This window comes from Paenibacillus sp. FSL P2-0173, from assembly GCF_038008045.1.
In the GTDB taxonomy this organism is placed as follows: Bacteria; Bacillota; Bacilli; order Paenibacillales; family Paenibacillaceae; genus Paenibacillus; species Paenibacillus polymyxa_B.
The window spans coordinates 692,814-706,590 of record NZ_JBBOYK010000003.1; the positions used below are offsets into that span (position 1 = coordinate 692,814).

General features: G+C 42.2%; 13 protein-coding genes. 3 read left to right on the forward strand and 10 right to left on the reverse strand.

What is annotated here, in order from left to right; genetic code table 11:
* Nucleotides 1-38 precede the first annotated feature (38 nt).
* From MKX30_RS19535 to MKX30_RS19560, 6 genes are all read right to left on the reverse strand, one after another.
* Nucleotides 39-575: a YceI family protein gene (locus MKX30_RS19535; protein ID WP_341063293.1), complete on the reverse strand. Its 537-nt coding sequence runs from the start codon at nucleotides 573-575 to the stop codon at nucleotides 39-41.
* 256 nt (nucleotides 576-831) lie between these two features.
* On the reverse strand, nucleotides 832-1,434 hold the full coding sequence (locus tag MKX30_RS19540) for a class I SAM-dependent methyltransferase (protein ID WP_076264601.1): 603 nt from the start codon (nucleotides 1,432-1,434) through the stop codon (nucleotides 832-834).
* Between the two features lie 165 nt (nucleotides 1,435-1,599).
* Nucleotides 1,600-2,934, reverse strand: coding sequence for an SMI1/KNR4 family protein (locus MKX30_RS19545; RefSeq protein ID WP_341063294.1), 1,335 nt, complete (start codon nucleotides 2,932-2,934; stop codon nucleotides 1,600-1,602).
* A gap of 339 nt (nucleotides 2,935-3,273) precedes the next feature.
* The gene (locus tag MKX30_RS19550; RefSeq protein WP_341063296.1) at nucleotides 3,274-3,801 is read right to left on the reverse strand and encodes a hypothetical protein; all 528 of its coding nucleotides are present in this window, start codon (nucleotides 3,799-3,801) and stop codon (nucleotides 3,274-3,276) included.
* 141 nt (nucleotides 3,802-3,942) lie between these two features.
* Nucleotides 3,943-4,503 carry a DUF4303 domain-containing protein gene (locus MKX30_RS19555; protein ID WP_341063298.1) on the reverse strand — a complete coding sequence of 187 codons (561 nt, stop codon included), beginning with the start codon at nucleotides 4,501-4,503 and terminating at the stop codon, nucleotides 3,943-3,945.
* A gap of 105 nt (nucleotides 4,504-4,608) precedes the next feature.
* Nucleotides 4,609-6,573, reverse strand: a complete 1,965-nt coding sequence (locus MKX30_RS19560; protein ID WP_341063299.1) for a translation factor GTPase family protein — start codon at nucleotides 6,571-6,573, stop codon at nucleotides 4,609-4,611.
* A 246-nt stretch (nucleotides 6,574-6,819) separates the two neighbouring features.
* Between MKX30_RS19560 and MKX30_RS19565 the strand changes: the two genes are divergently transcribed.
* Nucleotides 6,820-8,451 (forward strand): DUF2075 domain-containing protein, encoded by a 1,632-nt coding sequence (locus tag MKX30_RS19565; protein WP_076295160.1) that lies wholly within the window; start codon nucleotides 6,820-6,822, stop codon nucleotides 8,449-8,451.
* Nucleotides 8,452-8,720: 269 nt separating this feature from the next.
* On the opposite strand, the gene MKX30_RS19570 is transcribed toward MKX30_RS19565, so the two are convergent.
* From MKX30_RS19570 to MKX30_RS19580, 3 genes are all read right to left on the reverse strand, one after another.
* Entirely contained in the window at nucleotides 8,721-10,082 is a 1,362-nt protein-coding gene (locus MKX30_RS19570; protein ID WP_258296437.1) for a reverse transcriptase domain-containing protein, read from the reverse strand.
* 764 nt (nucleotides 10,083-10,846) lie between these two features.
* A complete protein-coding gene (gene rlmH / locus MKX30_RS19575) occupies nucleotides 10,847-11,326 on the reverse strand; it encodes a 23S rRNA (pseudouridine(1915)-N(3))-methyltransferase RlmH (protein ID WP_013312768.1) in 480 nt (159 codons plus the stop codon).
* Between the two features lie 113 nt (nucleotides 11,327-11,439).
* Complete coding sequence (locus tag MKX30_RS19580; RefSeq protein ID WP_341063302.1) at nucleotides 11,440-12,267, reverse strand: DNA-binding protein; 828 nt, start codon at nucleotides 12,265-12,267, stop codon at nucleotides 11,440-11,442.
* A 165-nt stretch (nucleotides 12,268-12,432) separates the two neighbouring features.
* Here MKX30_RS19580 and MKX30_RS19585 point away from each other — a divergent pair, with 165 nt between their 5' ends.
* Nucleotides 12,433-12,780, forward strand: a complete 348-nt coding sequence (locus MKX30_RS19585) for a helix-turn-helix domain-containing protein (protein ID WP_068939283.1) — start codon at nucleotides 12,433-12,435, stop codon at nucleotides 12,778-12,780.
* Nucleotides 12,781-12,839: 59 nt separating this feature from the next.
* Nucleotides 12,840-13,184 (forward strand): helix-turn-helix domain-containing protein, encoded by a 345-nt coding sequence (locus tag MKX30_RS19590; RefSeq protein ID WP_068939285.1) that lies wholly within the window; start codon nucleotides 12,840-12,842, stop codon nucleotides 13,182-13,184.
* A gap of 81 nt (nucleotides 13,185-13,265) precedes the next feature.
* On the opposite strand, the gene MKX30_RS19595 is transcribed toward MKX30_RS19590, so the two are convergent.
* A complete protein-coding gene (locus MKX30_RS19595; RefSeq protein WP_068939286.1) occupies nucleotides 13,266-13,754 on the reverse strand; it encodes a DinB family protein in 489 nt (162 codons plus the stop codon).
* Nucleotides 13,755-13,777 lie beyond the last annotated feature (23 nt).

Here is a 13,777-nt window from a genome sequence, read left to right on the forward strand (position 1 = left end):
TAAGGACCATCCCGATAAAAGGATGGCCTTTAGGACCGCTAATCTACTATTTTAATTGCCTCGATATAAAGTTCGATTCTCACTTCATTCCCGACAACAATCCCGCCTTTTTCCAGATGCGAGTTGAATGTCAAGCCAAATTCATTGCGTTCGATACTGGCTGTTGAATGAAATCCTACACGTTCCCGGCCACGAGGGTCTTTATTTAGTCCTTCAAAAACGGTATGAAAAGTGATGGGTTTTGTTACTCCATGCAAAGTTAGATTGCCCGTAAGCTCATATTGCCTTTCGCCAGCAAGGACGCAGCGGGTGCTTTGAAACGTAATGGTTGGATACTTGGCTGCATGAAGGAAGTCGTCGCTCTTCAGGTGTTCATCTCGTTGCGATTGGCGAGTTGTGATACTATTTGCGTCTATGGAAGCTTGAATACCCATGGTTGTTAAATCATTGGGGTCAAAATTCAAGATCGCTTGGAAATGCTCGAATACTCCTTTGATTCTATTAATCATTAAATGCGTTACCGAAAACTCAACGGAGCTGTGGTCCGCATCAACTTCCCAATTGATATTGCTCATAAATAGATTCCACCTCTATGATAAGATTTGAGAAAGGTCGCCCTATCTCCAAAACACTGCGCTATTCGCATGCTCCTAATATACAAAAACGCTACTGACAACGGGATGTCAGTAGCGTTTTAGCATTTTTTCGGCTTCCTCGTAAATCCGATTTCGGACTGTACAAGAAGCATGGGGCTGTCTCATAAGGGGCGGCCTTTTATTTCGTTGCACCTTAGAAGCTAACTATAAGGAGAGTTGATTTCTGCCTAAAAGTTTATTTCCGAGAATCAAGAATAAACATAGATGCATCTTGTCCCATGAATATTTTACTTCCATTATAAAAAGTTTTGGATTGAATATCTCTATACCCTATTTTAGTCATAATGTCAGCCAGCTCTTCTTGATGAAACCCGTTGTGAACTATATCTGAAACTACTTTTTCATTTTTATTAAAATCTACGATTAGTAAATGTCCTCCCTCATTTAGAACATCAAATAATCTGGATAAAACGAATTCAACATCATGAATATGGAGCAGAACCTGAGCCATAAAAATATAGTCCGCATGAAGATCCGATAGACCTTCCTTTTCAAAATCAAAGCATATTGTATCTGCATTATGAATATGAAGATCAGTAATTTTTTGCTTTATTTGATTAATCATGTTTTGTGAAGTATCCAGAAAAAGCATAGAATTAAAATCGTTTAACAAGTTCATTCCGACAAGACCCGTTCCACACCCAAAATCAATAGCATTCTTACTATTAGCGTCAACTACATATTCACGAATGGCATCAGATGATGCCTTTGCAATTTGAATTCTTTCCGAAGTGTCATATATATTCGCTATCATTTCAAACTTATCCGTATTTCCCATAATTACCTCCCCAATCCGCCTTAATAAAATCCTGAATACAACCATATAGAATGATATTCTATCAAGCATTAGCATTTAGTCCACATTCTTATTCATGCTTATGGAAAAACAAAACCTCTGTATGAATGGAGGAGACAACCTTGGGGTGGTTCATGTACACCTTCTTCACGATTCGTCTTTGTCGAAATAATCATCTGGCAAATGCAGTTCTCGCAAACAGCCGATAAATTTTTCTCTGAAATTCGGATTTCTTCTATATTCCGGCCATACCGCCTTATAGTAAGGTAGCAACTTCTCATGTGGAATAATGTCCCAGTATAAAATCAAGTTATTCAGAACCTGCGGGCCGCCCCCCATCAGCATCTGTTCAATGATCTGCCAGCTTCCCAGCTTGTTTTCGCAATTGCGCGCGGCATAGATGGCAGTAGTTTGCATTGTGGGGTCCGCGTGACACAAGAAAGGCGCAAAGTTCTGGAGCGTAATCGCACCGTAATCTTCCAAGATATACCCTGCATAACGCAACGTTTCCGGGTCGCGAATCCTGTCAAGCCTTTGCAAGATCACTAGAATAAACTCCGTTAAATCCTCAGTTTTACTGGAAGCGTGCAGAATCTGTAAAGCTTGCAGAAAATCCTCATGTTCATCCGATTGCAACAGCTCCAGAAGATATTTTCTACCCGTGTCAAAGGAAGTTTTGCAGATGAGCCAAATGGCTGTGGTCCGATTTTTGGGGCTTTGCTCCGCAATATTTTTCAAAAAAGCAAGGGTTAGCTGAGAGACCTTCTTAAACTTGAACATTCCATCAAGCGCTTTGACTTGGATTTCTTCGTTTGGAGCGCTCTGATAAATCTGGATCAGTGCATTCTCATCACCCGGCATTCGACTGCCAAACCACCCGATATCATAATCCAGAATAATTTCATCCAGCCAGCGCTCGTACCAGTCCAGAAAGCTGTCTTCATAGACAAAGAAAAAAGGATGATCGGGATGAAAATCGGAGGTGTACACAATTCTCCCCCTGTATTTCCCTTCAAGTACGAGATACATGTCGTATTCACAACCTTGTGTGCCTATGCACAACATACCGCCCAACACCTTATTACAGGTGTCGTCGTATTCCTCATCGGGAATGTCCTCATCCTTGGTCAGGGGCTCAATCAGATGGTTCCATTCCTCTTTGGTCATCCCGGGATGCAGAACAGATTTTGCAAGGAGTGCCTGGCGCTCGGTATAGGAAGCTGCCTTTTCAATCGGATAAATTCCGTAATAGGGGCCGGCGCCTCCGTTGCCGATTTTCGTTAAAAACAGCGCGTAAGGCTCAGGAAGTATGACCTGATTGTGGACTTGCCAGTCCGCCAGCTCTTTTGCTGTAAGCTTCTCTTTAACCCTATATTGATGTGAGGATGCTCCAAACACCGAGAAGTCCGCATCTTTGCGCATAGCTTGACTCAATTTGTTATTTATTCGATCCAGTTGCGTTTCTTTCTTCCTAAACCACATATTTGAACCCTCCTGTTGACCATAGCCAGGTTTCCTTGTTTGCTTATCCAGCAATTTTATTATTTTTTCTATGGGTCGTACTTCTTTAAAATGATATGTATCTTTAATTAATCTTTCATTGTAGCTTCTCTTAAGGTCCCCTGGACCACCTTAGATTACCATACAAAAAATGCATATGAAAGGAATCCATATGGGGGCCAACACGAATTTGTTAGGATACGGAAACTTGGCAAATTTAATGACAAAGAACGTGATCATTTTTATTCTTGTTAGAAAGTGATGGTGTGGGCTAGCCCCCTTTGACCACTCAATGGGGGCTTAAAGTTCACAGGGACACGATTATTCGTTATCCGGCGTGGCCGGACTGGCCGGGGGCATCAAACCTTTAACGGCGCCGAGAAACGGGCGAATGGACTTGATCATGCCGTAGCCCATCTTCACGACCGGGACAAATTTCTGGATCATGCCGAACAGCCGCAAGCCGCCGCCGAGCATACCGCCAAGCCCTCCTGCGCCCGCAGTGGAGCCGCCCAGGCCGCCTAATAGCGAGCCCATCATCGGCAGGAATGCCGACACCTTGGCGTCCGGCTTGCGGGATCGCGAACGGCCAGACGGCTTACGCGCGCCGCTTTTCCGGTTGCCGAGACGGACGCCCGGGGCATGCGCACCAGCTCTGCGTTTGAGAGATCGGGAGTCTTGCTTCCCGGAAGAAGCGCGTGGGGGGACTCCGGCGCTGGCAAGTACTAACCCGCCATAATTAGCGTCGGTGATGTAGCCGACGTAAGTCTCTCCGCTGTGCAGGGTGACACAGACCGGACGGCCCTGAAACTTCTTAGCCCGTGCACGCATCTCTTTCGATTGTGCCATGGAAGTTCACCTCGCTCACTGATTATAATTCAGTTTACGCCAGGGGCGGGCTGCCTGCTTGTGCGAATGGGACATACGCACGCCAAAAATCGCTTGATGATTAGGCATTTTACAACTCTCCCTCAAGAAACGCGAACGCCCTTACTCCGCCGCTTCCGCCAGCCATGCTCGCATAGCCGGAGACTCCGCCCGATTCAAACGTAGGGCGATTTCGGTATTGATCTCATCCGGCGGCATAACCTCGACAAGGACACATACAGACTCTCGCGGTTGATTCAAGGCAAACACGCCTTCATCATCGAGCGTTTTCATCGCCAGCTCCATGGCCTTCAGCCTCGAATCAAACTCACGATTCCTTTCGTCAGCCTCAAGCTCCGCAATAGAAGGACGCTCCATAAACAATTGTTTAACCTCATCGAAGTTTCCATCCCTGAAACAACAATAGGGTGAATCGGCATAGGACCATTTAATGAGTTCCGCAATCGTTGATCCCGGCGTGTCGCTTTCGTCTCCTTGCCTGACCGCTTCCCTCTCCAAGGCCTCCCATGACCAGGCGGAGATGCTTGGCGCATGTCCCTCTCCAGAAGTGAATAGCGTGCAGTAATAGTAACGTTCGCCATTTTCAAAAAGAGTGCGAAAGGATGTCCTAGCCACATCGACAATTTCCGCCACCAGCGCCTCTATTCCTTGCATGGGTTTCATGACATTCGCCCCTTAGCCCTATAAAATATACATCTTATTTCCATTATAAAAATTGTTTGTCCTAAATCTACCTACTTTCTACCTGAATCCTGGAAATATGGGCGATTAAGGTTCTAATTCAAGGTGCATCTTGGCTTCCGCCTCATCCCATGGCACCGAGTAACCCGCCCCCTTGGCGCAAAAGATGGAGGAGGATGTATACAGTGGGTCCGCCCCTTTGCGGTAGCCCATCCGCTCTATGACTTCCTCCGAATTATGGCAGCGGTCGTAGCCGCTGAACACGCAGCGGATACTGCCTCGTCCATGCGTAAAGGATGCAAATTCGGCACTGTAGTTCATGAAAGTCGACACAGGCACCCTGCCCGTGACCACCGCTTGCGTTCCGGTTGTCTGCGGTGGATTAAAAATACCTGAAGCACGCTGAATATCGGACAGCACCCTGCCCATTTCATCGATAGCGACCTTAATTTTAAAATCGTAAAAAGGCTCCAGCAGCACGTTGTCCGCCTTCTCCAGACCCTGCCGTAGTGCTCGAAAGGCAGCCTCACGAAAATCGCCACCATGGGTATGTTCTTTATGCGCGCGGCCCCTCAGCAGCGTAATGTTTACGTCGGTGACTGGCATGCCGGTCAGCAGTCCGTGATGCTCCCGTTCATAGAGATGATTCCGAATCAGATTCTGATAGCTGACATTCAGATCATCAGCATGACATCTGCTATCGAACATGATGCCGTTGCCCCTTGCTCCCGGTTCAATCAGCAAATGCACTTCCGCATAATGCCTGAGCGGTTCGAAGTGGCCGTACCCTTTCACAGCCGATTGAATCGTTTCCTTATACAAGATTTCCGGTTGTCCAAAAGAGATAGCAAAGCCAAACCGCTCTCTAACAAGCTGCTCCAGCACTTCCAGTTGAATCAATCCCATGACGCGGATAGAAATCTCCTGCAATTTCTCATCCCAAACGACGTTCAGAGACGGCTCCTCCGCCTCCAGCGTGCGAAAAGCACCGAGCACCTTCTGTACGTGTATCGAATTGTCGAATACTACCTTCGATTGTAACGTCGGCTCCGACTCGTAAGCTAACTTGTCTGATATCGACCCCAGACCTTGTCCAACCTCAGCAGCGGACAATCCCGCAACCGCAAACAAATCGCCGGCTTCCACTTGTTCCACCGGCTGCGATTTAAGACCGTTAAACAAGAAGAGCCGCGTAACTTTTTCGTCATATTGAACCCCGCCGCTCTCGTAACTAAGCTGTTCTCTCACCTTCAGCCGACCACCCAGCACCTTAATGAACGTGAGTCTCGCTCCGCCTGCATCGTGCCGAATTTTATAAACCCGCCCCTGGAACGAAGCATTCTCGTCATAAGTGGTTGTCGTCAGCAGATGCAGCTGATCCAGAAATTCAACGACGCCTGCATCCTGAAGCGCAGAGCCGTATGCACTGGGAAAGAGAAGACCCGCCGTTATCATCCTCTGCAAGGCCTCCAGCCAGAAGCCGGAATCCTCTCTCCCCTCCAGGAATGCTTCCAGCAAGGCTTCGTCCCGCTCCGCCATGGCCTCCCGTAGCGGCTCGCCGACTATGCCGTCAGCGAAGCTCTGTGTAATGCAGCATACTTCCCCCGTCAACTGCTGACGGATATCCGCCTCGGTTCTGCCTGCATCCGCGCCGATCCGATCCGTCTTGTTGATAAAGAAGAACGTCGGAATCCGATGCTTGCGCAGCAACTGCCAGACCGTCTCAGTATGGCCCTGGACACCTTCAACTGCGCTTACAATCAGGATGGCATAATCAATGACCTGAATCGCCCTCTCCATCTCCGGGGAGAAATCGACGTGTCCGGGCGTGTCTATTAAATAATAGCTGTCTCCTTTATATTCTATTACCGCCTGATCTGCGAATACCGTAATACCCCTTGCCCGCTCGATGTCGTGGCTGTCCAGAAACGCATCCTGATGATCCACCCGCCCCCGCGACCGGATACTGTGCGTATGGTACAGCAGCTGTTCCGCAAAAGTTGTCTTACCTGCATCCACATGGGCGAACAGGCCAATCGTTAGTCGCTTCATAGAATCCCACTTTCAACGCTTCTTGTTGATACTGCTCATTTTATTAAAGCATACAAATCGGGAGAGTGGGTAGGAGTTGGTTTTGAGAGGGGGTCTTTTTTCATAAATTGCGTAGATAAACTTAGGATCATTTTCGCTGCCACGCATACCCCTTAACTATTTAAGAGCTGCACATCTTACAGAGCATTTAATTGTAGTATACTGAAGTAGTCTTTACTAATTTCCTAGATTCTACAGGTGGCTAACATGACTAATAAACTTATTTTTAAAAAAATAGGCTTTTCTTCACATGACGCACAACAAATAGAGGAAGATTTGCTAACCAACCATCCCATTATCTACATTCTTTATAATCAACACTCGCTCCAGGCTTATGTTGGCGAAACGGTTCAATTTAAACGGCGCTTAAAAAAGCATTTGGGTAATCCCCAGCGCAAGGGCCTTAAGCAAACCATACTTATTGGACATAAACGATTCCACCAGTCTGCGACCTATAATATTGAGACTAATTTAATTAACTATTTGATCGCAGAAAATCGATACAGGCTTCAGAATGTCAGCCAGACGGTAAAAAGTGAGGTACACAATTACTATCGAAAGCATTACTACAATGAAGGTGTTTTCACAGAAATATGGGAAAAACTCAGAGATGAAGAAATTGTAAAAGAACCTATTGAAAAATTAAAGAATAGGGATACCTATAAGCTCTCGCCCTTTAAAGAACTATCCGATCAGCAGTTTGAGATTAAGAATCAAATCCTTAATTTCTGCAAGAAAAATATTCAAAAAACGGAGTCGCAAGTATTAATTATTGAAGGTGAAGCAGGAACCGGAAAAAGTGTGCTAATAAGTTCTCTGTTCAATACTATTCAGGACTATGCCAATGACAGTGACTCTATTCTGTACGGTACAAATAATTACTTATTAGTGAACCATAGCGAGATGCTAAAGACTTATCATAGTCTAGCTAAAAGCCTTCCCAATATTAAAAAGAACAAAGTTATGAAGCCCACAACATTCATTAATGATCAAAAAATAACGTCAGCAAATATTGTCTTAGTAGACGAAGCCCATTTGCTTCTAACTAAGGAAGATCGATATAACAACTTCAAAGGGAATAATCATCTCGAGGAAATTATCAAGAAAAGCAAAATAACGATCGTCATTTTTGACCCGAAACAGGTTCTAAGAATCAAAAGCTACTGGAACAAAAAAATGTTAAAAGAAATTACTGAAAAATATCATTCTAAAACCTTTCGTTTAGAAGATCAATTCCGAATGAATGCCAAGCCTGAGTTTGTTAACTGGATTGACAGCTTTGTATCAAAGAAGCTGATTAACATGCCACAAGTAAGTCAAAATACATATGACTTGCAGATTTTCAGCAATGCTCTTGAAATGAAGAAAGCGATTGAGGACAAAAACAAAAAGTTTGGCTTGTCCCGAATAGTTGCGACCTTTGATTATGAACACAAAAAGGACGGACAGGTATACTACGTTGAGACAGACGGATTGAAAATGCCTTGGAATATTCCAGTTAGCGGCACGACCTGGGCCGAGAAAGAGGATACGATTCATGAAGTAGGTTCTATCTATACCATCCAAGGCTTTGATTTAAATTATGTAGGTGTCATACTAGGTCCTTCAGTCGGGTATGATGAACATACGGGCCAAATCCTTATTGATACAACTAAATATAAGGATGTCGGCGCCTTTAACTCACGAAGTGATCTCTCTGTGCAGGAAATACAACAAGCTAAACAAGATATCATTTTAAATTCAATTAATGTGTTGATGAAGCGCGGTATCCATGGACTCTATATTTACGCTACAGACCCTAAACTAAGAAAGAAGCTATTGTCTTTGGTTAAAAGATAAGGAGCAGATGCACCAAGCATAAGCGGTGGTCTCATGAAAGATCTAAACATATCTAAACACCTCATCTGCTGGCTTAAATTTCGCCCTACTTGTAATACGGTTCACCTTACACGCTATAACGGCTAAATTTAGAGGCACCCATAAATGGATGCCTCTAATACTTAATTTATGAATCTATCTCGGGCTTGCAATATGAAAAAATGATCTGGAAATGTACTCTCAATTAAACCTTTGTACAAAATAATAATCGAATCGTTCCGCCCATATTTTTATTTTGATGGATCGTTTAATCGCTTTGTTATGTTCTTCCAATGATTTTCAACCTGAGTTTCCATTAGATTGTGCGTTGTAGCATTAACATCAAATATTTTTTGTGCTCTCGAAACATAACTTATAAAGTTCCCATATCCTTCTTTTCTTGTCTTCCCGAGATGGGTATAGTTTTTATAGAGACCTTTTCTATGCTTCTTCCTCTCATGCTCATCTGCTTTCCAATTACATAATCGAACTTTCCTATACGCCCTGCTGTAAAACTTAAATAAACTCTTCTCTCTAATTTTCACATTATGTCCATCGAATGAAAAACCTAAATAATCAAGAGTTCCTTTATTAAAGCTCTCATCGAAAATCTGACTATTTGAATAAATAAACTTTTTTGTTTTCTCCTGTTGAATAATTAATCTAGGGGTCTGTATTTTTATATCTTCTACAAACTCCATGTGCACATTATAATCATATTTTTCAATTTCCCCATCAAAAGGTATCACAATAATTAAATCATCGCAGTATCTTCTATATAAGCCGTTGTTACCCTTTACATACTCGTTGATATTTTTATCAAAATCCAAAAGGTATATGTTTGAACAAACTGAACTTAAGCCAGCTCCTTGAGGTATTCCATATTCGTTTTTGTTAAACTTAATATTTTCATTATCTGAGCTCCTAAATTTTCTAAAATCTTTTTCGTCAAAATATCTAGTTAACTTCTTTCTTTTATCCTTGTTTCTATATTTCTTTTTCAAGACAGCTTCTATTTTTTCTTTTTCGGCCCAACTAAATTTAGTAATATTTTTAAATACGGAATAATAATCATCCGGCAATTTATCTTCCTCTAATACTACTTGTATCTGCCTTTTTAGATATTTGTGGTCTAGTTCATCAAAGAATTTAGTAAAATCAGCAACATAAATAAAAGCATTTTTTTGACTCTTAATAAAATCAATTACTTCTTTAGCAAAGTGGATATTACTCTTTCCACTCGAATTATTTCTGTACGCAGTAGCTACCTCATTTATAGCTAACTTCTTTACTATATCATTATATTTATCATTCAATTTATCTCCATAATATTTGTAAATATAACTATCAATATGTGAAGCGTAATATATATCTCGTGTTTTAGATTTTCTTTCTTTTTTTTCCTTATTATATTTAAAGAATTCAATTTTGAAATGGATAAATGGATAAAATCCATGTTTTGTTACCCAACATGGATTAGTTATGTCATTAATTACTCTATTGATGGATATTTTATTGTCGAAATGGGTATATCGTTTAGTCCGAAATCTACTTGCATCAATTTTCGCAGAGCAAGTAAGGGTTTGTAATCGTAGCCTATTACTCTGAATCATACTCAGTTACCCCTCACCTGCATACATTTAGTCTCAATTGGATTCTATTTCTAGACTTCAAAAGAACCATTTTCGTTGTGCTCAATTTCTATCACACAACAAGGCTACTTAATTCACTTATTAGTTATACTATAGAGTGTATAGTAGAATGGCAGTTAGATACACATGGAGGTGTCGATGTCCATATGCAGAGTTGCTTAACCTTGTCCGTCGCTATTGCCTGCTTGATAGGAATCGCAAGAAATGTCGCTTGGATAAAGCTTGACAACTGTTCACCATAAACCCTCAACACAATTTCTATGAGGCCTTTTCATTATACCACTAGTTCATATATTTTCCACAATGGAAGATTTAAATTTCGCTACCATCTTAATACAAGATCTGTACTGATCCTGAACTTCATCCCACGATAACATTTTAACTTTCCCCTCCAACCTCAGCTGTTTGCTCACAATTCAAGCATATGAGCCGTGTGGGGATTCGGCAAACATCAAATTCCCTGTAATTAAGATGATAAATATGAAAAGAAAACAGCTTAACTTTATAGCCCTTTGATATTCCTAATATTTATTTACAGAGATAGGAGTACTAACCTTAATCTTAGTTAAGATTGGAGTATACAAATCTATGGACTGCTCAGGAGTATGAATATGAGCTTTAACAACATTTAAATTTGATCTGCCGTTGCCATAAGAAATCATCGCCTCCCGTTTAAATTATATCATTATGCTATCCAAAAAATATGGACCGCTTCTGCTTTACTATTACTTGTGGTATGGTTCACCGCGATTAATCTTCACCGCCCGGTAAATCTGTTCCACCAGCACCAATCGCATCAGCTGATGCGGCAAAGTCATCCTTCCGAAGCTCAGCTTCTGCTGGGCGCGACGGAGGACTTCGTCAGAGAGTCCGTGGCTGCCGCCAATGACGAAGACAACATGGCTTGTACCGTAGGTGCCGAGCTTGTCCAGTTCTTCTGCGAGTTCCTCGGAGCTCCACAGTTTGCCGTCGATGGCGAGCACAATCACGTGTGCTTCACTTTTCACATGAGCAAGGATGCGCTCTCCCTCTCGCTCCTTAACCTGTCGAACCTCCGCCTCGCTCAGTGTATCGGGAGCCTTTTCGTCCGCTACCTCAATCATTTGAAACTTGATGTATGGCCCTAGCCGTTTGGCATATTCCTGAATGCCCATGACCAAATACTTCTCTTTTAACTTGCCAACACCTATAAGCTGAATAAACAAATTCCATACCCCTATCTATGTCGAATGATAATGTAAAATCGTATTTACGATCCCTAACATGAAAAGATACCTTTAACATAGTTATTTTAGCACCTGAAACGTCTCTTACCTATCTATTTCCTCTCCGTTTCGTATTCATCAAGACATTGCATTAGCAGCTGTCGATATCCGCTGATTTGCTCCGCTGTCGCTGACTCCCGTAATGATTCAAACAATGCTGTACATCTCTTAAATTGACCATCATTACCCGACTGATCGGCTAGTTGCATCGCCCGCACAGTAAGTCCCACTGCATCCTGTAATCTATTGTACTTCCGATAGTACAAAGCCAAGTGATAGCAGTAGCTATAATAGTAAGATATGTTCTCTGCGTCTTCATAACTCTCAAATTCATCAATCTGCTCTGCAAACGTATGTAAAATATCTGTCACATCCAAATGATACATAAGCGCTGTCTGTAATATGGTATTCAGTCCCGGTAATATTTCCTCTAGATTATCCTGCAAAAAGGCTACGTATTCCTCGACAAGCTCTATATTTCCAGACAAAATATCTACTGCATATAAATTAGTTTTGGCTAAAAACCTGAATTCCTCGACAACCTGAATGTCTTCTTCCTCTAAATCCTCCATCCACCCCAGCTCAGCATACTTATAGATGCACTCCCTTGCCTGCTCATATGCACCCTGGTTCTGGTGAGCCATTCCACACATCAGGTGACTGAAACCAAAATAGTATACCAACGGACGTTCTAAATTGACATGCGGGATGGATAACTTCATTGCTTTATGATATTGCCGTTCTTCATAGATACGCTGTACACATTGGTACAAAATATCTGCCGTATCCATCACCTTTTTCCAATTTTCAAAAACCACAGCCATCTCTAACATTTCAACAATGATGTCCGGTTTGAGTGATTTCAGGATAGAAGTTCTCAAGAGTAGCCCCTCCTTATATTTCCATTCATAACCAATTGTATAGAAAGTGAAAAAGGAGGTCAATATAAATAGTACTTAAAAGTACAGTTTTATATGTATTTATTTTGTATAAGATGGTCTGTAACGATATTCTCTCCTCTTCTAACCTTAAGTGGAGGTGATTACATGAGTTTACCAGAAAGTGTCGGAAACCGAATACGAGAACTAAGAAAAGCTAAAGGATGGACACAGGAACAATTGGCAGAAGCAGCAGGACTTCATTACAGTTATATGGGTGGAGTAGAACGTGGAGATCGAAATATTTCATTGGAGACGTTGGAAAAAATAATTCTAGCATTAAACGTTCCAGCCTTTGAACTTTTTCAATTCGATGAAAATACGGATCGAAAACAGATCATAAATGAACTTATGTTACTCATAAATTCAAGAGAAACAACAGAGCTCGAAATTCTTACTACTATAACAAAAAATATTGTTGCTTTAGTTGAGTTACAACAAAAAAGAATTGAATAATTCTTTTCTACCTGACTTTTACACTTCATCTTCCATAAGCTTGTTATGAGGTGGTTAGTATGACAGAATTACGCAAGCAAATGGGTACAAGAATCCGGGCTATTCGAAATGCAAAGGGACTTACACAGCAAAAACTGGCTGACATCGCAAGCTTGGACTATAGATATATTGGTGCATTAGAAAGAGGCGAAAGAAACTTTTCGATTGATACCTTGGAGAAAGTGTTAACTGCCTTAAACGTGTCTATCAGTGAATTAATGTTTTCCAAAGAACATATGACTACAGACGAAACGATTCGGCAAGAGGCAATAGATGAATTTGTTACGTTGACCAGCAGATTGAATGAAGAGCAAATCGGCATTCTCAGACGAGTTAGTAAAGAAGTTTCACGTGCGTTCGACTAAGCCATTCCACCCTAAAAAGCCTTGAATAAAACAAAAAAAGAGCACCTCACAGGTGCCCTCCAAACCTTTTATAAAAGATACTCAAGCGTACAACATAAAAAAGTTCACTTCATGTCCCAGTTGCTTCAGATAATTGTAGATCTGCGAACGGTGATGGAACACATGGGTTACGGTCTCAATCTGCCATTGAACCTGTAGATGTCCGTGCTCCATATAAAAGGCCTTCGTCGAACGGTTCAGATAATCGTCTTCGCTAAGCGAAAGAATATAAGCCTTATAAGCCTCAAAATTCTGTCTGAAAGTTGTAGCCAAGCGCTCGGGATCTTCCACCCCGGACAAGCTGGTTTCAATGCTTCCCACTTCACCCTCAGACTTCTCCTGCATTATCGCAAGATCCGAAGCAGGAATAAGCACAAAGTGATGCACTAACTCCAGCAGCGAACGGAAATTATCCTGTGGACGAAAGCTCCAATCCTCTGGACGTATTTTACGGATTAAGGCTTCCCCTGTCCGTACTCCGGTCTCCAGCTCATTCAGCAAATGATCGCGAACTTGCAGTGTTCCACTCATATTCACATCTCTCCTTTGCCATT